The sequence below is a fragment of the Nocardioides sp. LHD-245 genome (genome assembly GCF_030929495.1).
Lineage (GTDB): Bacteria > Actinomycetota > Actinomycetes > Propionibacteriales > Nocardioidaceae > Nocardioides.
Genome location: NZ_JAVFWN010000011.1, coordinates 31,340 through 53,805 on the forward strand (window position 1 = coordinate 31,340; position 22,466 = coordinate 53,805).

Consider the following 22,466-nt stretch of genomic DNA (forward strand, 5'->3'; position numbering starts at 1 on the left):
GTCAGATCACCATCCCTGGCTCGTCGTACTCGCCGTACCGCGCGACGCAGGCGGTCATGATCTCCCCCATCGTCGCGCCGTTCCGCAGCGCGACGCGGATCGGGTCGATGATGTTGTCCGATGCGGCGAGCGCCGCAGCGAGCTCCTTCAGGGCGGTCTCGAGGTCGCCGGCCGACCGGCGCGCCCGGTGCTGCGCGAGCGCCGTCCGCCTGCGGTCGACCATCGTGTTGTCGTGCTCGTGGAGGTCGAAGTCGGGGTCCTCCAGCGGCGGGCTGCCGGGCGTGTTCACGCCGACGACCATCCGCTCGCCGCTCTCCTCCGCGACCTGGTACTCGTACGCCGCATCGGTGATCGCCCGCTGCATCAGGCCCTCGGCGAGCGCCGCGACCGCACCGCCCGCCTCCTCCACCTTCGCCAGCAGCGCACGCATCTCCGCCAGCAGGCGGTCGGTCAGCGCCTCGACGTACCAGCTGCCCCCGAGCGGGTCGACGACCTCGGTCAGCTTCGACTCGTAGGCGATGACCTGCTGGGTGTAAAGGCCGAGCAACGACGAGTACTCCGACGGGATGGCGAAGGACTCGTCCATGCCCGCGACGAGCATCGCCTGGCAGCCGCCGAGGACCGCGCCCAGGGCCCCCAGGGTGTTCCGGACGAGGTTGAGCTCGGGGTACTGCGCGCGCAGGTTGAAGTTGCCGATCGCGGCGGAGAACCGGAGTCGCTGCCCCGACGGCGACGCGACGCCGTACCTGTCGCGGACCAACTCCGCCCACAGCACCCGGGCGGCGCGGAACGCAGCCGCCTCCTCCAGCAGGTTGGAGTCGGAGAAGAACAGGTAGGAGAACTTGGCCGTGGCCACCTCCATGTCCGCACCACGCTCGCGGACCGCGTCCAGGTAGGCACATGCCGCGGCGAACGCGAAGGCGAACTCGTGGACGACCGATCCGCCGGCCTCGTAGACCAACGTTCCCCTCAGGTTGACGGGGTAGTACGCCGGCGTCCTCTCCAGCGAGTAGGCGAAGGTGTCGGCCATCAGCCGCATCGCCCCGTCCGGAGGAAGGCGGTAGAGACCGCGCGCCACGAACTCCATCAGGGGGTCGTTCGCCAGCGTGCCCGTGAGCTCGTCCAGGGAGACGCCCTGCGCCTCCGCGGTCTCCAGCAGCATCGCGTAGATCACGGCGCTGGAGGAGTTGATGTTGAAGGTCGCCGCCGTGCTGTCGAGCGGGATGCCGTCGAACAGGGCGATGAAGTCGTCGAGGGTGTCCACCGCCACCCCCAGGCGGCCGGCGTCGTCGCCCGCACGCGGGTCGTCGGAGTCGAAGCCCAGCTGCGTCGGCAGGTCGAAGGCCGCGCTGATGCCGTGCTGACCGCGAGCGATCAGCTCCTTCCAGCGCTGGTTGGTCTCCTCCGGTCCTCCGAAGCCGGCGTACTGCCGCATCCGCCACAGGCGCTTGCGATACATGTCCGGGTGGATGCCCCGCCGGAACGGGAACTCCCCGGGGCGGGCCTCGTCGTACGACGTCGTGTCCACGTCGTCGGGGACGTAGTAGCCCCGCTCGTGGCTGTCCGCAGAGATGCTCATCGGAGTTCCTTTCGCTGTGCTGGAACGAGGCGCACGTCAGCCGACCTCGTTGTCGAAGGACTGTGAGTCGAGGACCTCCTTGAGGAAGGCGCCGCGCTCGCTCGCGGCGGAGGAGCTGAACCGGCCCTGCCAGGTGCGACGCGCGGCGCGGGTGACCTGCGGGCGCTCCACTGCCAGTGCGCACCAGTGGTCGACTCGCTCATCGAGGCGACCGCTCTCGACCAGCTCGGTGTAGACGTCGCGCTGGACCGCCTCGGTGGGCGACATCCGCTCGCCGCTCAGCCCGAGGGCCAGCGATCGCCGGCTGCCCCACTGGTCCTCGACGTAGGTCAGCACACCTGCCGGGAAGAGACCTATCTCCCGCTCCGGGAGGGCGAGCCACGCATTCTCGTCGGCGATCACCACCGGCGTGATCGCCGCGACGGTCACACCTGCGCCGAGCAGGGGGCCGGAGGCCGCCATGATCCAGAAGATCGGTCGCTCCAGGAGCAGCTCCACCATCCTGTCGGCGGCCGCGTTCTGGCGGTCGGTGCGCGCCTCGACCAGGTCGTTGCCCGCGCAGAAGATCGGCGGGACGGCCGACAGCACCGCGACCTCGACGTCCGTGGCCTCCCACTTGTCCATCGCCTCGGCCACCTCGTCGACCAGCGCGTGGCTCAGTGAGTTGCGCTTCTCGGGGAAGTTGAGACGCAGCTCCCCCGCGCCGTCAGGCCGGATCCACGATTCCACCAGTGCCATCTCAGTTCGTTTCCTTTCCCTGTCCCCATCGATTGCGTACGGACCGCTTGTCGACCTTCCCGTTCGGGAAGATCGGCAGCGCATCGACGACGAAGACGGCCTTCGGCGTCTTGAAGCTGGCGATGGCGCCCTCGCAGAACCCCTGCACCGCCGCGAGGTCCACTCGGCTGCCCGGCCGGGTCGCGATGACGGCCGCGACGGCCTCGCCGAGCCGGTCGTCCGGGATCCCGATGACCGCCGCCGAGGCGATGTCCGGGTGGGTCACGAGGAACTCCTCGACCTCAGCCGCCGAGACGTTCTCACCGCCGGGTTTGATCATGTCCTTCGCCCGGCCCGCGAACGTCGGACGACCGTCCGCACCGAGCCGGGCCAGGTCGCCGGTGCGCAGCCATCCGTCGGCGGTCAGCGCCAGCCGGGTCGCCTCCGGAGCGCCGTGGTAGCGGCTGAGCATCTGCCGTCCCCGCACCTCGATCTCGCCCATCTCCTCGCCGGGCAGGTAGCGGACCCGGACGTCCGCGCCGGGCGGCGGGGAGCCCATGTCCGCGACCCGCGCCTCCAGCGCCTCGAGCCGGCTGCCTGCGGCGATCAGGCCGAACTCGCTCATGCCGTAGACGGGTACGACGCCGGCGATCCCCATCTCGTGGGCGATCCGGCGCATCACGCTCGGCGGTGCCGCGGCCCAGCCCTTGGTGAGCCGCAGCTCCGCCAACAGGCCCGCGTCGCGGGCCGCGTCGATCTGCATGGTGAACATCGCGGCATGCCCCTGCACCGCCGTGCAGGCGTGGTCGATCATCTGGCGCACCGAGCCCAGCGCCTCGTACCGCTGGGGCACGACCATCCGGCTGCCGACGACGTACGGCGCGACGCCGGTGCAGATGGAGCCGCCCACGTGGTAGAAGGGCAAGGCGCTGTAGACCACGTCGCTGGGACCGAGGCCGGCCGCCCGGCCGACCTGGAAGGCCGTGGTGAGCACCGCGTCGTGGCTCAGCTCGACGCCCTTCGGTGCCGCCGTCGACCCGGACGTGAACTGGATCAGCACCGTGTCCTCGACACCGACCGCGGCCCGCCGGGTCGCCGCCGTCTCGTCGTCGCGCACTGCCAGGAACCGGTCGTCGGTGACACAGCCGTCCGGCACGGCGCCGTCCACGACGACGACCGGGGCCGCCGGGGACCGGGTCTCCCCCGCGACGTCGGCAACGGTGTCGCGCACCAGGGTCGCCAGTGCGAGACGGTCGGTGTCACCGGAGGTGAGCACGAGCGTCGGCTTCGAGGTCGCCAGCACATGACGCAGCTCGTGCGTGCGGTAGCGGATGTTGACGCTGACGATGGCCGCACCGCACTGTCCGATCGCGAGCTGCACGATCGGCCACAGGTGCGTGGCGCCGAGACACACGGCCACCCGGTCACCGGGGCGTACGCCGGCCGCGACCATGGACGACGCCCAGTCACGCGCCCGTTCGCGGGCCGCGCCGAGGGTGAGGTCGACGCCCTCGTCGACGTAGCTCCACGCCACCGTGGCGGGCCCGTGCTCCTCGCAGGCTCGGTCGAGCGCTCCGTGGAGGGTCAGGTGCGGCCAGTCGGCCTCGCTGTAGTCCCACAGCTCGGGGTGTGCCGGGACCTCGACGACGTCGACCTCTGTCGCGTGCATCGGACGGTGCCTCCTTGAGTGGTCGGTCCGGACGGATCGGATGGGGGGGGTGGGGCCCGAGACGGTGCTACCCGAGGTGGGCCGCGAGCTCGTCGCGGAACCGGGGATCGGCGATGGCGACCAACGCCTCCCCACGCTGCCGCACGGTCAGGCCGCGCAAGTCGGCGACGCCGTACTCGGTGACGATCACCTGCACCGCGTGCCGCGGCGTCGTGACCGGCACCCCCGGACCGAGGCGCGGCACGATCGTTGACACGGTCCCGCCACGGGCGGTCGACCTCATCGCGAAGATCGACACGCCGCCGTCGGACAGCGATGCGCCGTCGAGGAAGTCGAAGGAGCCTCCCGGCCCGCTGACCTGCTTGCCTCCCGCCCACTCGGCGTTGACCTGGCCGGAGAGATCGATCTCGATGGCGCTGTTGACGGAGACGAACCGGGGAATCGCCGCGATCGCCGGCACCGAGAGCATCTCCCCCAACGAGACCTGCTGGATCGTCGGCTGCTCGTGGGCGTAGCCGTAGAGAGCGTCGGTGCCGAGCAGCTCGCCGCCGACGAACGCCCCTGGACGGCCGAGCCTCTCCAGCAACGGCACCATGCCGTCCACGCCCATGCCGTAGACCCGCAGCCCCGGCGGCGGGTCGTCGCCCCAGTGCGCCACCAGCGCCTCCGGCACGCCACCGAGGCCGATCTGGACCGTCGCGTCGTCCGGGATCAGGTCACGGATGGTCGTGGCGATACCGGCCTCGAGCTCCGACGGCTCGCCGCCGCGGTGCTGCGGGAGCGGGTCCTCGGCATCGACGAGCGCGGCGAACCGCTCCACCGGGACCAGCGCGTTGCCCCGCGTGCGCGGCATGTCGGGGTTGACCTGCGCGATGAGCGTCGGCACGTGCTCGCAGGCGTGCAGCGCATAACTGACCGAGGCACCGAAGCTGACCTGGCCGTCGACCGGTGGCGAGACCGTGGTCAGGAAGACGTCGGGCGCCAGCCGGCGCAGCAGGCCGGGAACGGCTCCGCCGCGCACCAGGTGGAAGCCGACCTGGCCGGTCGCGACATCGTCCCGCACCGGAGTCGTGACGTGCCAGGTGTCGTAGGTGAACCGCCCCTCACGCACGGCCGGCATGAAGTCGTAGCCGCCCAACTGCATCCCACCCATGAGACGCAGTCCGCTGAGCCGCTCCTGCTGGTCGACGAGCTGCCGTTGCAGCGTCGTGGCGGCGCCCGCCGCCGTACCGAGCAGGACCTTGTGTCCGGGCGCGACATGCCGCTCGAGGGCCTGCGCCGCGCCGATCGTCGTCGCCATCAGAAGTGCTCCCACAGGCCGCGGATGTCCTCGACGTCGGCGGGGCGGCCGTCCCAGACGATGGCACCCTGACGGATCGCGACCAGCCGGTCGGCGCGGGTGAGCAGGACGTCGAGGTTCTGCTCCACGATCAAGACGGTGTAGCCGTGCTGGCGCCGGTGCTCGTCGACGGCCTCCATGATCTGCTTGACCAGCAGCGGCGCGAGTCCCAGGGACGGCTCGTCGAGGAGCAGCAGCTCGGGACCGAGCCGGAGCGCCATCCCGATCGACAGCATCCGCTGCTCGCCGCCGCTCAGGTTGCCGGCCGCCTGCGTCGAGCGGTCCCGGAGAATCGGGAACATGTCGTGGATCTCGTCCACCGGGATCAGCGGCGCCCCGCGCCGGGCGGCCAGCTCGGGGACCTGCAGGTTCTCCGCCACGGTCATCTTGGTGAAGACCGCATGGCCCTGGGGAACAAGGCCGACGCGCAGGCCCCGGCCGTCCGCTCCGGAGACGACCCGCCCCGACCGCGGCGGGAGGAAGCCGGCAATCACCTTGAGCAGCGTCGACTTGCCGGCCCCGTTGTGGCCGATCACGCCGAGCAGCTCGCCGTCGCGGACAGTCAGGTCGACGGCCTGCAGCACGTCGAACGCACCGTACCCGGCGACGATGCCGTCCAGCCGGACCAGCGGCTGCCCGGCGGATCCGGACGGCTGGGTGGCTGGGGTCGAGTCGGCCAACATGTCACACCACCTTCTCTGAGTCGGGGGCGTCGTCGGCAACGCCGAAGTAGATCGAGGCGAGCTCCGGCGCGGTCGTGATCTCCTCCGGCGGACCCACCGCCAGCACCTGGCCGAGGTGGAGGAAGACCATCTCGTCGGAGAGCTCGGCCAGGACCTTGGTGTTGTGCTCGACCATGCAGACGCTCCGGCCCTCGTCGGCCAGTCGGCGGACCAGCGTCGTCATCCGCTGCAGCGTGGCGGGGTCGAGACCGGACGCCGGCTCGTCGAGCATGACCACGCTCGGCCGGGCCGCGATGACGCGGGCCAGGCTGAGCAGCTTCTGCTCGGCGTACGACAGGTCCCGCGCTCGGCGGTCGAGTCCGTCGGTGAGACCGACGTCCTCCAGCACCGCCAGCGCCTCGGCACGAGCGCGACGCTGCGCGGCACGGGTACGACGGCGGAGCAGCAGCGCGGTCAGCATGGTCTCGTCACGACCGAGCGGGACCGCGACCATCACGTTCTCCAGGACGCTCAGCTCGGCGAAGAGCCGCAGTCCCTGGAAGGAGCGAAGCAGTCCGTCCCGTGCGCGACCGCTGATCCCCCGGTCGTCCTTGACGGCGCCGTCGATGCTCACCGACCCGGTCTGGGCAACCTGCGCACCCGTCACCAGGTCGAACAGGGTGGTCTTCCCGGCGCCATTGGGGCCGACGATCCCGGTGACGGATCCCGGACGGAGGGTGAGATCGACGTCGGTGACCGCTTTGATGCCACCGAACGAGACCGACAGCCCCCGCGCCTCGAGGACAGCGCCGGCGGGGACCTCGGGAGCAACCGGCACGGTCGATGCCGCCGTGTCGTGGCTGCGACGGGGCACGAACATGCCGCGCCGCAGGACGACGATGACCAGCAGGAGCACGACGCCGAAGAAGAACTCACGGACGTAGACCACCGTGCTGCTGGTCGCACCGAGGTTGTTGAGCACCTCGGGCAGGGCGATCATCAGCGTCGCACCGGCGATCGGCCCGATCAGGCTGCCCGAGCCACCGATGATGACCATCGAGAGCAGCAGGATCGAGAAGTGGATGTCGAACGTGCTCGGGAGGATGTAGCCGAGATAGCTGGCGTAGACCGCTCCGGCGAGAGCAGCCAGCGCGGCCGACAGGGCGACGACGACGACCTTGGAGGCGGCGGGTCGCTTGCCCAGGGCGCGCGCGGCGCCCTCGTCCTGCCCGGAGGCGCGCAGCACCAGCCCGAACGGTGAGGACGCGATGCGACGGCTGACCTCGAAGCAGATCGCCAGGACCACCGCGGCCGAGGCCACCGACATCCACGGGGTGTCGAAGGCCAGCCCGAAGACCTCGGCGACCGGGACGCCGGGCAGCCCGTACGACCCACCCGTGAGGTCGTGGAAGTTGTCCAGCGACGATGTCACGACGATCTGCAGAGCGAAGGTGGCGATGGCGAGGTAGTCGTCGGACACCCGCATCGAGAGCAGGCCGACGAGCAGGCCGGCCACCGCGGCCAGGCCGATGCCCACCAGACAGGCGAAGGTCCACGACCACTCGTAGCGCAGCACCCCGATGCCGATGGCGTAGGCGCCGAAGCTGACGAACGCGCCCTGCGCGACCGAGAACAGCCGGCTGAAGCCGAGGAGCAGGTTGTACGAGCTGGCGATGGCGGCGAACACCAGGACCTGGGTGATGACACCCAACCAGTAGGGACTCATGTCAACCCACCCTCGTCTGGACTGCGGAGCGCAGGCCGGACGGCCGCGCGATGAGTGCGACCGCCAGCACCGCGAAGGTGACGATCGTCTGCCACTCGGAACTGATCCAGTAGAGGATCAGGTTCTCGAGCATCCCGAGGAACAGCCCGGCCAGCATCGCGCCGGACTGCCGCTCGGTGCCGCCGGCGATGACCGCGATGATCGCGATCAGCACCGGGTTGAACCCCATGTCGGGGTTGACCCCCGAGCGCATCGCCATCACCACGACGGCAGGCACCAGCAGGGCCGAGCCGATCGCGAAGCTCAACTGGTAGACGCGGCCCACCGGGATCCCGAAGTAGCCGGCCAGCTCGGGGTTGCCCTGCACCGCCCGCATCGAGCGGCCCCACCTCGACCGGGTCATCAGCCACCAGACGGCGGCGCCGAGCACGACGACGAGGACGACGATCGCGCCGTCGTACCGGGTGACGGTGAGGTGCGCGTTGCGGAACAGGGGGGCCGGAACCTCGTCCTCCAGCCCACGCGCGTTCTCCTGGAAGATCAAGGCCAACGACGCCTGGGACATGGTCAGCAAGGCCGACGCCGCGACGAACAGGAGCATCCCGTCGCCGCCACTGCGCCGGATCGGCTGGTAGACCAGGGTCTCGATCAGGACGCCGAGCAGCACCGCCATCACCAGCGCCGCCACGATGGCGGGGACGAGGCCGGCGCCCACCTCGACGAACACCCAGTACAGGGTGTACGCCGCGACGTTGAGCACGGCCACGTGCGCGAGATGGAAGGTGCGAGTCACGGCGAAGATCACCCAGAAGCTGAGCGCGAGCAGCGCGTAGAGCGCGCCCTGGGAGACGCCGTTGACCAGGATCTGACCCATGGCTGCCTCAGCACTCCACGGTGTCGATCGGGAGGAACTTGCCGCCCTGGACCTCGAGCACCTGGAACGGCTTGCGGGCGATCGGGTCGCCCTCCTCGTACGTTGCCGTGCCGGTCGCCGCCTCGAACGTCTTGACCTCGTAGAACGCCTTCTCGACGGTCCTCGGGTCGTTCATGTCACCGCCGTGGTCGTCGACGTACTCCATCGCCTTGGCGAGCATCTTGACGCCGTCGTACAGCGTGGCGTTGTAGAACCCGAGCGAGCTGGGGTCGGAGTCGGGGTCGACCTTCTTGTAGGCCTCGAGGAACGCCGCCGTCTGCGGGTCGGTGTTGCTCGGGTCGAAGAGACCGGCGGTGTAGAGCGACTTCTCGGCGGCCGCGCCACCGACCTCGATGGTCTGCGGGACGGCAGCACCGGAGTACATCAACGTCTTGGCGTCGAAGTCGAGCTCCTTCATCTGCTTGAGGATGTTCCCCGGGTCCGAGCCGTAGGTGTAGACGTAGACCGTGTCCGGGTTGGTCCGCTTCAGCCGGGTGAGCACCGAGCGGAAGTCGGAGCTGCCCTGCGGCGCACTCTCGGCCCCGACGACCTCGCCACCCTTCTCCTCGAAGTCCTTGGAGAGCGACTCGACCCCGGCCCGGTTGGCGGCGATGTCGGCGAAGATGGCGCCGAGCTTGCGGGTGCCCATGGTGTCGTAGGCGTAGTCCGCGGCGCACTGCATCTCGTGGTCCTGGCCGTTGAGCGTGTGGATGGTGTGCGACCCCATCGCCTCGGCGTCGAACGGCGGTGCGCCCGAGTTGACGAGCAGCACGTCCTCCCGTGAGGCCAGCGGACCGATCGCGGTGACCACGGCACTGAACCCGACGATGGCGAACTTGCCGCCGTCACTGGTGAACTTCTTGTAGGCGTTGATCCCGTTCTGCGGGTCGCCGACCGTGTCGTAGATCTTGGCGTCGATCTTCTTGCCGTTGATGCCCCCGGCGGCATTGATCTCCTCGACCGCTGCCATCGCGCCGTCGGTCATGAACCTTCCGGTGACCGCCGCGTCCCCGGACTGCGGGATCAGGATCCCGATCTCGACCTCATCCGAGCTCCCCGAATCCGAGCCACATGCAGTCAACCCCGCTGCAAGAACGGTCGACGCGACGATGGCGCTGAAGACCTTGCGCATGGCATCTCTCCTCTCCGCGCCCTGGGCGCAGAACTTTCCGTGATGGTCCGAGTGGACGGGGCGACGAGGGTGCTCGACGTTCGTGATGGCCGTCACCTTGCTTGCCCGCAAGTAAGTTAGGCCCGGTTGTCGACTGTCGTCAAGAGCGTCGGCCAGACTTTCGCCGATTGCCGACGTCTCGGGCCAAGACAACCGGCAGTACGCCTGAAATCGTCTATCCGTGCTCCCCTGAAGCACCAAGCCAGACACTTCTCCGCTGACCGAAAGAGCCCTTCGATCGCCCATGATAATTTGCTCGTGTGCAAACATCTGTGGGCTTCGGGAGCTCCCCATGACCCCCAGTCCTCCCTCGGGTCGGGTTCCCTCCGCCAGATCGCCCTCCTCGACCGCCGCCGGGCGGCATGCCGGGCATGCCGCCGCGCTGGCCACGAGCACGACCGCGCCGCCCCTGCGTGGCGACCTCGACCTGGATCTCGCGCGTCTCAGCGGCCTGCAACGCCTGCAGGCCACCGTCGCGGGGCGGTTGCCGTCCCCGCCGGCGTGGTTCGCCCTCGGCTACCGGCTGCGCTCGGCCGACCAGGGCGAGGTCGTCTTCGAGATGTCCGCCACGGCAGGGCACGCCAACCTGGCCAGCACCGTTCACGGTGGCGTGATCGCAGCCCTCTCCGACGCCGCCATGGCCTCCGCCGTGCTGAGCGTGCTGCCCGCGTCGTACTGGTGCGCCACGGTCGAGCTCAAGGTCAACATGCTGTGCGGCATCCCCGCCCCGGGGCCGCTGGTGCTCGCCCGGGGTACCGTGCGCTGGCGCGGGCGCACGCTCGCGATGGCGGAGGTGCAGGTCACCGCCGACGACGTCGAGGTCGCCGTCGGCACGAGCACCCACGCGATCCGCGGTGGCCGGGTGCTCAGCGGAGGCCCGGCCGCCGACGTGTAGCGTCCGGGCCCGGGGCTACGCGTCCAGGCCGCGCCGGAACAGATCGAGCGCCAGCGCGGCCAGCTCCTCCGGCGTCTGCCGGGCGAACGCCGGGTCGTACCAGCGGAAGGTCCAGTTGGCGGCGCCCAGCATCAGCGAGACCGTGGTGTGGGCCGGCAGCTCGGTGCGGAAGCGTCCCGCCGCCTGCGCCACCTCGAAGTCCGCGACGAACACCTTCTGGTACATCCGGCGTCGCTTGTGGATCGCCGACCTCGCCTCGGGGCTCAGGTTCTTGTAGTCACGGGTGAACACGGCCGACAGCTCCGGCGCGGCCGCCACGGTCACCAGATGGGCGACGAGGATCCGGTCGAACTTCAGGGTCGGATCGCTCTCCGCCTCGCGCGCCGTCGCCACTGCGTCGCTCAGGCGGTCGAAGAAGGACTCGAACATCGCCAGCAGGATGGCGTGCTTGTCACGGTAGTGGTAGTAGATCGCCTGCCGCGTGACACCGAGCTCGCCGGCCACGTCCTGGAGGTTGGTGCCGCGATAGCCGTTGCGTGAGAAGGCCACGATCGCCGCCTGCAGGATGTCCTCCCGCGTCGTACCCGTCACCCGGCCGGGCGGGGCCTCCCGCCCGGGTGACGTGGAGCGTTTGAGCTCAGGCAAGGAGCATCACACCCGTCGATGTCCCGCGCTCATGCCGAGCCGGCGATGCCGTCGAGCAGCATGCCGGCGGCGAAGTCGGCGAGGTCGTCGGCGCTGAGCCCGTCCGCGGGGTCGAACCAGCGATAGACCCAGTTGGCGGCACCGAGGATCAGCGACACCGTGGCCCGGGCCGACACCGTCGTGACGGCGCCGCTGGCGATCGCGTCGTCCATGGCCTCACGGAACACCTCGGTGATCGCCCAGCGCCGTTGCCGCACGTGCCTGCCCTCCGCGGCGGGGAGGAAGGTGAACTCCCGTGTCACGACGGCGGAGTACGTCGGTCGAGTGGCTACGCAGTAGACGTAGGCCCGGATCATGGCCCGCAGGCGCTCGACCGGGTCGGCCGCGCTCAGACTCGCCTCCTCGACCTCCGCGCTGAGGTGGTCGAGGAGGTCGTCACAGATCGCGGCGAGCAGGTCGTGCTTGCGGGAGAAGTAGTAGTAGAGCGCCGGACGGGTGACGCCGAGCTCCTCCGCGACTCCGTCCAGGCTGGTGCCGTGGTAGCCCTTCGCGGCGAAGAACTCGACCGCGGTGTCCTTGATCTGCTGCGCCGTGAGGGGTCGGGGCCCCTCTGCCCTGACCGGCGCGGTCACGGCGACCGGACCGGACCCGTGCCGGTCACCACCTCGAGGGTCCCCACCTCACGCCTCCCCGCGCGACTTCCAGGCCAGGAAGTAGCGCTCGGCCGCGGCGACCAGTCCGTTGACGACAATGGCGAGCGCCATCATCACGGCGATGGCGGCGAAGACGCCGGAGGTGTCGAACTGTCCCGATGCCCGGGTGAGCATGTAGCCGAGGCCCTCGTTGGAGGAGATCATCTCGCTGGTGACCGCGCCGACGAGCGCGTACGGCGCGGACACGCGCAGGCCGGCCAGGATCCAGGTCATCGCGGAGGGGATCGTGACGCGCCGGACGATGGTCCACCGCCCGGCGCCCATCAGGCGCAGCGTGTTGACGAGGTCCTTGTCGACGTCGCGGACACCGGCGTAGGTGTTGTAGAAGACGAGGAAGAAGACGAGCATGCCGACGAAGGCGACCTTCGAGGTCAGCCCCAGGCCGAACCACAGCAGGAACAGCGGCACCAGAGCCAGGCGCGGCACGCTGTAGAGCGCGCTGACATAGGGCATGGCCACGTCGCTGACGAAGCGGTTGCTGCCGACCACGAAGCCGGCGAGGAGGCCGAGCAGCAGACCGACCGCGAAGCCCAGGATCATCTCCTGCACGGTCACCCACACGTTGGGCCAGAGCACACCCGTCTCGACGAAGTTCACCAGCGAGTCCCAGATGTCGGTGGGACGGCTGACGTAGTACTCGTCGATCAGCACCAGGGCCCGCGATCCCGGCTTGCCGGCGAAGACCTGCCAGCTGCCGATGAGGGCGACACCGACCGCCAGCCGGGCGCCGTTGACCATCAGGAAGGAGATCCGTTTCCGGCGCCGCTGCTCGGAAACCGCCTTCGCCGTGTCCAGAGCGGGAGTGGGAGTCAGAACCGCCTGCGCGCTCACTGCTCCTCCTTCGTCTCGTGGGAGCCGATCAGCGACCACAGCCGCGACCAGATCTGGTTGAACTCGGGCAACTGGCGCAGCTCGAGGAGGCTGCGGGGACGCTCGAGGGTGATCTCCTCCACGTGAACGATCCGGCCGGGGTTGGTGCCGAAGACGACGACCCGGTCGGCGAGCAGGATGGCCTCCTCGATGTCGTGGGTGACGAAGAGCATCGTCTTGCGCTCGCGCTCCCACAGTTCGAGCAGCTGCTCCTGGAGCACGAGCCGCAGCTGGGCGTCGAGTGCGCCGAAGGGCTCGTCCATCAGCAGCGTGCGCGGGCTGTAGACCAGGCTGCGCGCCAGCGAGACACGCTTGCGCATGCCCCCGGACAGCTCGGCCGGGTAGCGGTCCGCGAACCTGCCGAGCCCGACGTCGGCCAGGACCGCGTCGACCCGCTCCTTGCGCTGCCGCACGGGCACCGTCTTGCTGATCTCGAGGGCGAGCAGCACGTTCTTGCGCACCGTGCGCCACGGCAGGAGGTTGTCCTTCTGCGTCATGTAGCCGACGTCGGTGTTGGCGCCCTTGATCGGCGCGCCGCGATAGAGGACCTCTCCCGACGACGGCTGCAGCAGGCCGGCGGTCATGTTGAGCAGCGTGCTCTTGCCACAGCCGCTGGGACCGACGATGCAGACGAAGCTCCCCGCTTCGACCTCGAGGTCGATGCCGTGGATCGCGGTGAACTGGTCGGCGTCCGGGGTGACGAACACCTTGGAGATGGCTCGGAACGAGATCGCCGCGGCCTGCGCGCTCGGGCTATCCGTCGTCTCTGTTCGCGCCGCTGTGCCGATGATGGACATGTCAGGACTCCTCTACGGCTGGGTCGACTCGACGATCTCGGTGTCGTAGGCCGTGGCGAAGTCGAGCTCCGTCGGCTTGTCCAAGGTGCCGTTGAACAGGTCGAAGGTCGCCTGGAAGCCGGCCTCCTCGGGAACGAGCCCGTCGGTGAACGCAGCGACGCTGGCGTCGAAGGCCGGGTCGAAGATGGCGTCCTCCATGTCGGGGAAGGACTCCTTCGCGGCCGCCCTGGCCTTGTCCGGGTCGGACTTGATCAGCTCGACGGCCTTCCAGATGGCCCGCATGAAGGCCTCGACGGCCTCCTTGTTCTTCTCGACGTAGGCCTTGGTGGCGACGATGTCGATCAGGTACTGGTCCTTGAGGACCGGGACGTCACCACGGGGGTAGCTGATCCAGGTGACCCCGAAGTCGTCGGCCGCGGCCTGCCGGGTGTTCGGCAGCGTGAACACGAAGGCGTCGGCCTGGCCCTCGCGCACCGACGCGACCAGCGCCGCCGGGTCCTGGATGGGCAGCAGGGTGGCGTCCTTGTCGGGGTCGACACCGTACTCGCGCAGCGCGGCCTCGAACTGGACCCGGGAGATCGAGCCCTCCGGGACGATGGCGATCTTGAGGCCCTTGAGCGCGTCGATCCGGTCTTCGATCGGGGAATCCGGCGTGACTCCGGCCTTGGCCGCCTTGTCGGCGGCCTTCGCGCTGAGCACGACCTCGATCAGGCTCTGCTTGGTCATCGTCGCCAGGCCGACCAGGTCGCGGCCGCTGGACTCGGCCGCGTAGGCACCGGTCGTGCCGATCGAGCCGATGCCGACAGCGCCGGTCGAGACCGCCTGGGCCGCCTCGGCCGACTGACCGACGTTCGGCTGGCGGTCGATCTCGACGTTCTCGCCGTCGAAGTAGCCCTCGTTGAGGGCGACGAAAAACGGCAGGTAGGCGAACGAGTCGGAGGCCTGCATGTACTTGATGACGTAGCTGCCGTCCTCCTTCTTCGCACTGTCGGTGCCACCGGCACATGCCGACGCGAGTACGGCAAGGGCCGCGAGTGCCACGACGATCTTGGTTCTGAGCACGTGCTGTCTCCTTAGGGCGTGGGAATCGCCGTCGAGGGTGAGAGCGAAGCGGGCCGGTGGTCCCGAGCCCGCTGGACGAGGGCGACGTAGTCGACCTTCTGACTGCCGGTGCGGGGCAGGCCGGCCGCGACGACCACCCGCCGGGGCACCTTGTAGTGCGCGATCCGCTCGCGGAGATACGCGATCAGCGCCTCCGCCTCGCTGGGATCGAGCGATCCGGTGACGTAGGCGACCAGCGCCTCGCCGTACCGGTCATGAGGAACGGCGACGACGCCGACGTCCGCGACACCCGGGTAGGTCCGGATCTCCTCCTCCACCTCGAGCAGGGAGATGTTCTCTCCTCCGCTCTTGGCCATGCGCTTGAGCCGGCCCGCGTAGGCCAGCAGTCCGTCCGGGGACCAGACACCGAGATCACCGGTCCGCAGGAATCCGTCGGCGCCGATCGCCTCCGCGGTCGCCTCAGGATCGCCGTAGTAGCCCGGCGTCACCGCCCAGCCACGGACGTGGATCTCACCGATCGATCCGGCCGGCACGACCGTTCCGTCGGTGTCACGCAACTCGACCTCCAGTCCCGGCTGCGGGCGGCCGACCCAGGTGAGGCGGGTCTCGTCGTCGTCGGCGAGGTCGCCCACGCAGACGTTCGGCGAGGTCTCGGTCAGGCCGAAGACGTTGGACGGCCGGCAGTCCCAGGCATCGCGGATGGCCTCGAACAGAGTGCGGGACCCCGCGGTACTGGCGACGCGCAGGGACTGCAGCCGGCTCTGGTCCGGGAGGGCGAGCAGGTCGCGCAGCATGGTGTCGATGGTGGGGAACACCGTGACCTGGTGGCTCTGGATCAGGTCTCCGGCAGCGGCCGGGTCCCAGTGGCGCATGACGACCAGGTCGGCGCCGGCGAGCACGGAGACCAGGTGCGAGAACACCGCTCCCCCATTGTGGAACAGGGGGTTCGCGCACAGGACGGTGTCGCGACCGTCGACCTGCCAGGCACGCGCCAGCCCTGCGGCGTTGCGGATCAGCGCGGACGGCCGCAGCATCACGCCCTTGGGGAAGCCGGTCGAGCCGGAGGTGAACATCACCACGCCGACGGCGTCGGGCTCCTCGACGGAGGAGATCGGCTCCGAGCGGACCAGGTCGGCCCACGGGTCCGCGCCCGGTCCACCCACCAGCGGACGCGAGACACAGCCCGGGGGCACGACGGACTCCAGTGCCGACTGGTCCGCAAGCACGCCGAGCGGCTCCCAGTAGACGCGACGCACGTCCCCGCGAGCCAGGACGTACGCCAACTCCGTGGCAGCGATGCGGTGGTTGAGCGGAACGAGCACCGCGCCCAGCCAGGACGCGGCGAACCAGAGCTCGAGCCAGGCCACACTGTTGCGTGCCCAGATCGCGACGTGGTCGCCGGGGCGCACGCCGTCCGCATGGAGACCGGCCGCGATGCGGGGCACGCGTTCGAGCCAGTCGTCCGCGACCCGGACCCGCCCGTCCTGGTCGATCACCCGAGCCCCCGCGGCGTGGGCCCGACGCCAGTGGAGCAGCTCGCTCAGCGAGCGCGGCAGGGCCTCGTTCCCGTTCACCCCGCACCTCCTGTCAGAACCTCAGCGTTTTGCTGCCGCGCAAGTAGATACCCGAACTGAAGCAGAGACCTGGGTCACAGGTCAAGAGTCTTCGGCCGTCAGATCTCCCGAGGATGCGGCTATATCGCCGATCTCAGACCGAAGGCGTCGATGGACAACGCTTGCGCCGATGCAAACGGTCGAGACAGGCGGGCCACGCAGCGGATCAGCCGCGCGGCTCGTCGCACTCGGCCATGAACGCGGCCGCGACGCGGGCGACCTCTGCCGCGCGGAGGTAGTACATCTCGTGGTTGAAGCCCTCGAAGAGGTGCATCCGGCCGTCGGGCAGGGCTGCCTCGAGGGCGCGCTGCTGGTCGACCGTCGTGCCATGGCTCGACCCCGGGGTCGCCAACAGCACCGGCGGGGTCAGGTCGGTCGCGATCTCCATCAGATCGATGGCGGGGTCGTGGATCCAGTCCCACATCGCCAACGCCGACGAGACCGGCGTACGGGCCGCCTGGTCGGCGTAGTAGCCGTCCCTCGCATCACCGGCGAGCTCACCCCCACGACGCCGGGACTCCAGCCACCACCCGCGCAGGCCCACGGTCCGCAAGGCGTCCTCGGTCGAGTCGAAGCCCGCGGACTTGACCGACGCATCGTGCCCGGCGGGGCGCACGGGCGTGGACACCAGGGTCGCCGAGGCGACACGGTCGGGGTGCCAGGCGGCGGCGTACGCGGCGACGAGGCCACCCGAGGACTCCCCCACCAGGTGAGCACGCTCGATGCCGAGCCTGTCGAGGAGCCCGATCAGGTCACCCACCAGGATCCCGGTCGAGTACGACGACGGCGCCAGCCCGGCCGATCGACCGCACCCGCGGTGGTCGGGCCGCACGACGGCGCGGGCGTCGGACAGCACCGGCACCCAGCCCCGCCAGAACTCCGCACTGCGGGCGAAGCCGTGGAGCAGCACGGCGGGTGACACGGACTCCCACGGCGGGGAGAAGTCGTCGAGCTCGTAGGCGATCGGGGCCGGGGACTCAGCCAACCAGAACACCCTCCAGCAAGATGTCAGCAGCCACCACCGCGAGATCGTCGGCCGACATCGCCACCGACGGCCGGAACCAGCGGTAGACCCAGTTGGCGGCACCGAGCATGAGGGACACCGAGATCTCCGGCGGCACCTTCTTGGCGACGCCCTGGGCGACCGCGTCCTCCATCGCCTCGAGGAACAGGTCGGTCATCGCCCGCCGCTGGTGGCGGATCAGACGCTCCTCCTTGGGCGGCAGGAAGGTGAAGTCGCGGGTGACCACGGCGCTGTAGGTGGGCCGTGCGGCCACCACGCTGGTGTAGGCCTGCAGCATCAGCTTGAGCCGCTCGGCCGGTCCGTCGGCCACGTCGGAGGCGTCCTGGACGGCGGCGTGCAGGCTGGTGAGCAGGTCGTCGCAGATGGCGAAGAGGATGTCGTGCTTGCGCTTGTAGTAGTAGTACAGCGCCTGCCGGGTGACGCCGAGCCGCTCCGCCACGTCGTCGAGCTTGGTCCCCAGGTAGCCGTTCGCGGCGAAGAACTCGACCGTCGTGTCCATGATCTGCTGGGCGGTCAGGTTGCGGGTACCGACCTCTCGGACCTCGCTGCTGCTGGTCATGCGCGTCGCTCCTTGACTGGGGACCTCTCCCGGGCCCGCGCGCGGAGCGCGGGTTTGTCGACCTTACCGGTCGCCATGACGGGGAAGTCGGCGACGAGCTCGACCCACCGAGGAACTTTGAAGCTGGCGATCCCGGCACGACAGGCGTCGATGATCCGGTCCGGGTCCACGGACGCGTCAACCTGGACGAACGCGACCGGCACCTCGCCCAGCACCGGGTCGGGCGCCCCGACCACCGACGCGCCGACCACGTGGGGCAGCGACATCAAGAAGGCCTCGACCTCCGTCGTCGACACATTCTCGCCTCCCGGCTTGATCATGTCCTTGAGCCGGTCGGCGAACACGAGGTAGCCGTCCTCGTCGACGCGCACCAGGTCGCCCGTACGCAGGAAGCCGTCCTCGGTGAAGGAGGCGGCGGTGGCGTCGGGATCGTCGAGGTACTCCGCTATCACCGGCGGTCCTCCGAGCTGGAGCTCGCCGACGCCGTCCAGCCCGACATCGGCGATCCGCACCAGCGCGCCCGGCGTGGGTCGGCCGACGGTGTTGATCCGCTTCTCGAGCGGATCGTCGACGCGCCCGCCGATCGTCATCCCGCACTCGCTCATGCCGTACGCCGGGATGATCGACTCGATGCCGAGGACGTCGTGGATCTGTCGGATCACGGCGGGCGGTGACGCCGTCCAGCCCTTGCGCAGCGCGAGCCGGTCCCGCAGGCCGTCCCGGGCGACGATCTCGATCTGCATCGTGAACATCGCCGCATGGCCCTGGGTCGCCGTGCACTGCCGGTCGATCATGGTCCGCACCGAGCCGGTCGCCGAGAACCGGCGCGGGATGACCACGCGGGCGCCGCTGACGACCGCGATCGGACCGGTGCACATGGAGCCACCGACGTGGTAGAAGGGCAGCGCGCTGAAGACGACGTCGCTCTCGTCGTACCCCGCCATCGCGCTGATGTTGCGCGCCGTCAGCTGCACTTGGGCGTGGGTGTGAGCAACGGCCTTCGGCGCCCCCGTCGAGCCGGAGGTGAACTGGATCAGCGCGACGTCCCCGGCTCGGGCGACAGCCTCAGCACAGGGCACGGGAGCGGCCGCGGACACGAGGCTGTCGGCCGGGGTCGTGCCGTCCGGCGCGCCCGGGCCGACCCAGACGGTCCGGACCGAGGCCTCGCTCGCGAGCTCGACGAGCGTGTCGACACACGTCTCGCTCGTGGCGTCGCGTCCGGCGACGAGCACCGTCGGCCGCACCGCGTCGAGCAGGCGCCGGATCTCCCAACCGCGGTACTTCACGTTGACGCCGACGTACGACGCGCCCACGATCGAGCACGCGTTCTGCAGGACCGGCCACAGCGGATGCCCGGGCAGGCAGATCGCGACCCGGTCGCCCGGGCCGACCCCGAGACCGTGCAGAACCCCGGCCCACGCCTCGGCGGCAGCCCGGAGGCCGGCGAGATCCATCGTCTCGCCGGCCTCGGGGAAGTCGTAGACCACGTGGTCCTCGCCCCACAGCCGACAGGCGCGCTCCAGCGCTTCCCGGGGCGTGGTGGGGAGGTCCGCTGGTAGCGGGTCCGGCGATGTCAGCACCTGGAAGACGGTACTGCTCACGCGGCCCCTCGTCCGTTCAGGTCGAGCACGGCCTCGGAGCAGAGGTGGTCGTCCTCGGCATCGCGGACCTCGAGTCGGATGCCCTGGTCACCGCTGAGCGCGAGCACCCGGTAGTCGCGATCGGTGAAGACGGGCGCCTTGAAGCGCAGCCCGGTGATCGTGGTGCCGGCCAGGGTGCCGTCGTCGGTGAGCCTGCCGGCGAGCGAGGTCAACCAGGTGAGGATCAGGTGGCCGAAGGTGATGGTCTGCCCGAAGTGGGTGCCGGCGGCATAGGCGGCGTCGGTGTGCAGCGGATTCCAGTCGCCGCTCAAGGCGGCCCACCCGTCCAGGTCGGCCTGGGAGAAGCGGCGCTCGGCGGAGGCGAGGACGGTCATGCGGACACCTTTCCGGGCCACCCGGCGTGCGTGGTCATGGCCGCGAGCTCGGCTCCGTCGTGGCGGACCACCGAGCGGATCCGGACATAGGGCCGGCCCTTGCGCTCACCGACCTCCTCGATCTCGGCGACCAGCTCCAGCTCCGCGTCGCGCGGCACGGGGGCGAAGAAGGCGAGGTCCTGACCGAGCATGACCCCGCCTGGCGGCATGTCGTGCTCGGCGAGGTACGCACGGCGAGCCAGCATGCCGAGCAGCCCCTCGGGGACGTCGCCGCTGTGCTCGGTGCCCGCGATCGCGGCGTACGACGACAGCGTCGCCTCGTCGATGGTGAGCAGCTGCGGCCCGATGACACGGCCGGGCCAGAGCTGATCGAGGGTCAGCAGCGGCCGGGACGCGGGGGACGGCACGTCGGCGAAGCTCGCCACGAAGTCGACGATCGCCTGCAGGGGCTCGGACTGGCCGAAAACCCGCGCCACGCCGAGCTCGATCATCGTCTCCTCGTCGCGATCAGGGAGGTTGCCGCCGACGATCACCGAGATACCGCCCAGATCGTCGCGACCCGTCGCGGCGCGGAGGGCGGCGATCACGTCGCGGGTCAGCCCGACGTGTCCCCCTCCGCTCATGCTGAGACCGACGACGTCGACGTCCTCGATCGTCGCCGTTCGGGCGATCGCCTCCGCATCGGCCCGCAGCCCGGTGTAGATGACCTCGGCGCCGGCGTCCCGCAGCGCCCGCGCAACCACGATGATGCCGCGGTCGTGTCCGTCCAGGCCGGGCTTGGCCATCAGGACCCGGGGCACGTGGGCGCTCATGCACGCTCCTCGCGACGCATGGCCTCGCGCAGCTCGCCGATGGTCGCGTAGGCCTCGACGGCCTCCACCAGCACCTCCATCACCGGGTCCTCGCCGAACCGGACCTCGCGCAGCTTCCGCAGGGCAGCGTCGACCGTCGCCTGGTCGCGGGTCGACCGGACCTTCTCGAGGGCGGCGACGCGGCGCGGCAGGACGGTCTCGTCGGAGTGGTGGACGTCGACCTCCTCCGCCTCGACCGGCATGTCGTTGCGCCCCACCACCGTGCGCTCGCCCGACTCGATCTCCTGGTGGATCCGGAACGCGCGCTCGCGCATCGCGTCCTGGACCTGCTGGTCCTCGAGGGCGCGCAGGATGCCGCCCCACTCGTGCACCTCCCGCCCGCAGGCCTTGGCGGCGGCCTCCGTCGCGTCGGTCAGCGACTCGACGAAGTAGGAGCCACCCAGGGGGTCGACGGTGACGCACACGTCGCTCTCCTTGGCCACGATCCGCTGCACGCCCAGGGCCAGGTCCTGGGTGTGCTGCGTGGGGATCTCGAAGGCCTCGTCGATGGCGGTGCCGACCATGGTCTGAGCGCCACCGAGCGCCGCGCCGAGGACACCGAGGGTGCTGCGAGCGAGGTTGAGGGTCGGCTCCTCGCGCGTGAAGTGGCTGCCGGCGCAGGCGACGGCCGTCATCCGGAGCCCCTGGCTGCGCGGGTCGGTGCTGCCGTACTGCTCCACCATCCGCTTGGCCCACATCCGGCGCGCGGCGCGCAGTTTGGCGGCGTCCTCGAAGATCATCTGGCTGGTCGCGAAGAACAGCGACAGGCGTGGGGCGATCTGGTCGATCTCGAGGCCTCGCTTGAGCAGCGCCTCGATGTAGCAGGCCGCGATCTCGAAGGAGTAGCCGATCTCCTGGGCCGGGTTGGCTCCGGTCTCGTGCAGGAGGGCGGCGCGCACGTTGAAGGCGAAGAAGTTGGGCATCTCGCGCAGCACGAAGTCGGCGGTCTCGATGCACCAGTCGAGCGAGGTCTCCACGTCGTAGACGTAGAGACCACGGCTGGCGAACTCGTGCAGGATGTCGTTGGAGACGGTGCCGCGCAGCTTGGCGAAGTCAGCCCCCTGCTTGCGAGCGACCGAGGTGAGCATGGCGGTCATGACCGGCGACATGCCGTTGATGTTCATGGTCACCGGGACCTGCTCCAGCGGGATGCCCTCGAGGAGCTCCTCGAAGTCAGCGAGCGAGTCGATGGCGACCCCGACCCGCCCGACGTCGTGCTGCGCGCGGGGATCGTCGGAGTCCATCCCGAGCTGGGTGGGCAGGTCGAACGCGATGCTGACCCGGCCGTTGCCGTTGGCGAGCAGGTGCTGGAAGCGGGCGTTGGCATCGGAGGGGTCGCCGAATCCGGCGTAGAGGCTCGGGGCCCACGGCCGGTCCGTGTAGCCCGCCCGCCGCACGTGGCGGGTGTAGGGGTAGCCGCCGGGCAAACCGAGCGCCTCGTCCGGGTCCGTGGACCAGTCAGCCGCGGTGTAGGTCTGCTTGATCGGGAAACCCGACTCGGAGTACTTCTCGTAGGTGCTCATCGCTGTCCGTCCCAAGTCGTGCGCGTCACTTGCGGCGACGGTGAGCGCGGTTCTTGCGGCGCCGCAAAATTGGATGCGTTCATTGAAGGAGGCGCGGGCCCCGCTTGTCAATCCTCAGGGTGCCTCATCTGGCCGAGATTCTCGGTCACGAAGCAGGCCTTGC

General features: G+C 70.0%; 21 protein-coding genes. 1 reads left to right on the plus strand and 20 read right to left on the minus strand.

The genetic code is table 11. The features are described 5' to 3' along the window. Position 1: 1 nt before the first annotated feature. The 8 genes from RB608_RS16485 to RB608_RS16520 form a co-directional block, all read right to left on the minus strand. Complete coding sequence (locus RB608_RS16485) at positions 2 to 1,579, minus strand: methylmalonyl-CoA mutase family protein (RefSeq protein ID WP_308089130.1); 1,578 nt, start codon at positions 1,577 to 1,579, stop codon at positions 2 to 4. 36 nt (positions 1,580 to 1,615) lie between these two features. After that, the gene (locus RB608_RS16490; RefSeq protein WP_308089131.1) at positions 1,616 to 2,317 is read right to left on the minus strand and encodes an enoyl-CoA hydratase/isomerase family protein; all 702 of its coding nucleotides are present in this window, start codon (positions 2,315 to 2,317) and stop codon (positions 1,616 to 1,618) included. 1 nt (position 2,318) lies between these two features. After that, positions 2,319 to 3,965 carry a class I adenylate-forming enzyme family protein gene (locus RB608_RS16495; protein ID WP_308089132.1) on the minus strand — a complete coding sequence of 549 codons (1,647 nt, stop codon included), beginning with the start codon at positions 3,963 to 3,965 and terminating at the stop codon, positions 2,319 to 2,321. A gap of 67 nt (positions 3,966 to 4,032) precedes the next feature. Continuing rightward, on the minus strand, positions 4,033 to 5,265 hold the full coding sequence (locus tag RB608_RS16500) for an acetyl-CoA hydrolase/transferase C-terminal domain-containing protein (protein ID WP_308089133.1): 1,233 nt from the start codon (positions 5,263 to 5,265) through the stop codon (positions 4,033 to 4,035). Beyond that, positions 5,265 to 5,987 (minus strand): ATP-binding cassette domain-containing protein, encoded by a 723-nt coding sequence (locus RB608_RS16505; RefSeq protein ID WP_308089134.1) that lies wholly within the window; start codon positions 5,985 to 5,987, stop codon positions 5,265 to 5,267. Before RB608_RS16505 ends, RB608_RS16500 begins: the two co-directional genes overlap by 1 nt. A gap of 1 nt (position 5,988) precedes the next feature. Next, positions 5,989 to 7,692 carry an ATP-binding cassette domain-containing protein gene (locus RB608_RS16510; protein ID WP_308089135.1) on the minus strand — a complete coding sequence of 568 codons (1,704 nt, stop codon included), beginning with the start codon at positions 7,690 to 7,692 and terminating at the stop codon, positions 5,989 to 5,991. Position 7,693: 1 nt separating this feature from the next. Beyond that, positions 7,694 to 8,566 (minus strand): branched-chain amino acid ABC transporter permease, encoded by an 873-nt coding sequence (locus RB608_RS16515; protein WP_308089136.1) that lies wholly within the window; start codon positions 8,564 to 8,566, stop codon positions 7,694 to 7,696. Positions 8,567 to 8,573: 7 nt separating this feature from the next. Continuing rightward, a complete protein-coding gene (locus RB608_RS16520) occupies positions 8,574 to 9,737 on the minus strand; it encodes an ABC transporter substrate-binding protein (RefSeq protein ID WP_308089137.1) in 1,164 nt (387 codons plus the stop codon). Between the two features lie 331 nt (positions 9,738 to 10,068). Between RB608_RS16520 and RB608_RS16525 the strand changes: the two genes are divergently transcribed. Beyond that, positions 10,069 to 10,671 (plus strand): PaaI family thioesterase, encoded by a 603-nt coding sequence (locus RB608_RS16525; protein WP_308089138.1) that lies wholly within the window; start codon positions 10,069 to 10,071, stop codon positions 10,669 to 10,671. Positions 10,672 to 10,686: 15 nt separating this feature from the next. Here RB608_RS16525 and RB608_RS16530 read toward each other — a convergent pair whose 3' ends face one another. The 12 genes from RB608_RS16530 to RB608_RS16585 form a co-directional block, all read right to left on the minus strand. Then, positions 10,687 to 11,316, minus strand: coding sequence for a TetR family transcriptional regulator (locus RB608_RS16530; protein WP_308089139.1), 630 nt, complete (start codon positions 11,314 to 11,316; stop codon positions 10,687 to 10,689). Positions 11,317 to 11,345: 29 nt separating this feature from the next. After that, the gene (locus RB608_RS16535; RefSeq protein ID WP_308089140.1) at positions 11,346 to 11,948 is read right to left on the minus strand and encodes a TetR/AcrR family transcriptional regulator; all 603 of its coding nucleotides are present in this window, start codon (positions 11,946 to 11,948) and stop codon (positions 11,346 to 11,348) included. Between the two features lie 48 nt (positions 11,949 to 11,996). Then, positions 11,997 to 12,860, minus strand: a complete 864-nt coding sequence (locus RB608_RS16540; RefSeq protein WP_308089141.1) for an ABC transporter permease — start codon at positions 12,858 to 12,860, stop codon at positions 11,997 to 11,999. Beyond that, the gene (locus RB608_RS16545; protein WP_308089142.1) at positions 12,857 to 13,696 is read right to left on the minus strand and encodes an ABC transporter ATP-binding protein; all 840 of its coding nucleotides are present in this window, start codon (positions 13,694 to 13,696) and stop codon (positions 12,857 to 12,859) included. The genes RB608_RS16540 and RB608_RS16545 overlap by 4 nt, the downstream gene beginning before the upstream one ends. Positions 13,697 to 13,708: 12 nt before the next feature. Next, entirely contained in the window at positions 13,709 to 14,758 is a 1,050-nt protein-coding gene (locus tag RB608_RS16550) for an ABC transporter substrate-binding protein (RefSeq protein WP_308089143.1), read from the minus strand. A gap of 11 nt (positions 14,759 to 14,769) precedes the next feature. Then, complete coding sequence (locus RB608_RS16555; RefSeq protein WP_308089144.1) at positions 14,770 to 16,332, minus strand: class I adenylate-forming enzyme family protein; 1,563 nt, start codon at positions 16,330 to 16,332, stop codon at positions 14,770 to 14,772. 205 nt (positions 16,333 to 16,537) lie between these two features. Then, positions 16,538 to 17,356 (minus strand): alpha/beta hydrolase, encoded by an 819-nt coding sequence (locus RB608_RS16560; RefSeq protein ID WP_308089145.1) that lies wholly within the window; start codon positions 17,354 to 17,356, stop codon positions 16,538 to 16,540. Continuing rightward, a complete protein-coding gene (locus RB608_RS16565; RefSeq protein WP_308089146.1) occupies positions 17,349 to 17,954 on the minus strand; it encodes a TetR/AcrR family transcriptional regulator in 606 nt (201 codons plus the stop codon). The genes RB608_RS16560 and RB608_RS16565 overlap by 8 nt, the downstream gene beginning before the upstream one ends. After that, positions 17,951 to 19,555: a class I adenylate-forming enzyme family protein gene (locus tag RB608_RS16570; RefSeq protein ID WP_308089147.1), complete on the minus strand. Its 1,605-nt coding sequence runs from the start codon at positions 19,553 to 19,555 to the stop codon at positions 17,951 to 17,953. Before RB608_RS16570 ends, RB608_RS16565 begins: the two co-directional genes overlap by 4 nt. Then, complete coding sequence (locus tag RB608_RS16575; protein WP_308089148.1) at positions 19,552 to 19,929, minus strand: MaoC/PaaZ C-terminal domain-containing protein; 378 nt, start codon at positions 19,927 to 19,929, stop codon at positions 19,552 to 19,554. Before RB608_RS16575 ends, RB608_RS16570 begins: the two co-directional genes overlap by 4 nt. Further along, positions 19,926 to 20,741 carry a cobalamin-dependent protein gene (locus RB608_RS16580; RefSeq protein WP_308089149.1) on the minus strand — a complete coding sequence of 272 codons (816 nt, stop codon included), beginning with the start codon at positions 20,739 to 20,741 and terminating at the stop codon, positions 19,926 to 19,928. Before RB608_RS16580 ends, RB608_RS16575 begins: the two co-directional genes overlap by 4 nt. Further along, the gene (locus RB608_RS16585) at positions 20,738 to 22,303 is read right to left on the minus strand and encodes an acyl-CoA mutase large subunit family protein (RefSeq protein WP_308089150.1); all 1,566 of its coding nucleotides are present in this window, start codon (positions 22,301 to 22,303) and stop codon (positions 20,738 to 20,740) included. The genes RB608_RS16580 and RB608_RS16585 overlap by 4 nt, the downstream gene beginning before the upstream one ends. Between the last annotated feature and the right edge of the window lie 163 nt (positions 22,304 to 22,466).

Coding starts and splice junctions, on each gene's coding strand:
- RB608_RS16495 (WP_308089132.1), bottom strand. CDS start 3,965: ATGCACGCGACAGAGGTCGACGTCGTCGAGGTCCCGGCACACCCCGAG.
- RB608_RS16580 (WP_308089149.1), bottom strand. CDS start 20,741: ATGAGCGCCCACGTGCCCCGGGTCCTGATGGCCAAGCCCGGCCTGGAC.
- RB608_RS16505 (WP_308089134.1), bottom strand. CDS start 5,987: ATGTTGGCCGACTCGACCCCAGCCACCCAGCCGTCCGGATCCGCCGGG.
- RB608_RS16490 (WP_308089131.1), bottom strand. CDS start 2,317: ATGGCACTGGTGGAATCGTGGATCCGGCCTGACGGCGCGGGGGAGCTG.
- RB608_RS16515 (WP_308089136.1), bottom strand. CDS start 8,566: ATGGGTCAGATCCTGGTCAACGGCGTCTCCCAGGGCGCGCTCTACGCG.
- RB608_RS16545 (WP_308089142.1), bottom strand. CDS start 13,696: ATGTCCATCATCGGCACAGCGGCGCGAACAGAGACGACGGATAGCCCG.
- RB608_RS16575 (WP_308089148.1), bottom strand. CDS start 19,929: ATGACCGTCCTCGCCTCCGCCGAGCGCCGCTTCTCCCAGGCCGACCTG.
- RB608_RS16520 (WP_308089137.1), bottom strand. CDS start 9,737: ATGCGCAAGGTCTTCAGCGCCATCGTCGCGTCGACCGTTCTTGCAGCG.
- RB608_RS16485 (WP_308089130.1), bottom strand. CDS start 1,579: ATGAGCATCTCTGCGGACAGCCACGAGCGGGGCTACTACGTCCCCGAC.
- RB608_RS16565 (WP_308089146.1), bottom strand. CDS start 17,954: ATGACCAGCAGCAGCGAGGTCCGAGAGGTCGGTACCCGCAACCTGACC.
- RB608_RS16585 (WP_308089150.1), bottom strand. CDS start 22,303: ATGAGCACCTACGAGAAGTACTCCGAGTCGGGTTTCCCGATCAAGCAG.
- RB608_RS16525 (WP_308089138.1), top strand. CDS start 10,069: ATGACCCCCAGTCCTCCCTCGGGTCGGGTTCCCTCCGCCAGATCGCCC.
- RB608_RS16510 (WP_308089135.1), bottom strand. CDS start 7,692: ATGAGTCCCTACTGGTTGGGTGTCATCACCCAGGTCCTGGTGTTCGCC.
- RB608_RS16500 (WP_308089133.1), bottom strand. CDS start 5,265: ATGGCGACGACGATCGGCGCGGCGCAGGCCCTCGAGCGGCATGTCGCG.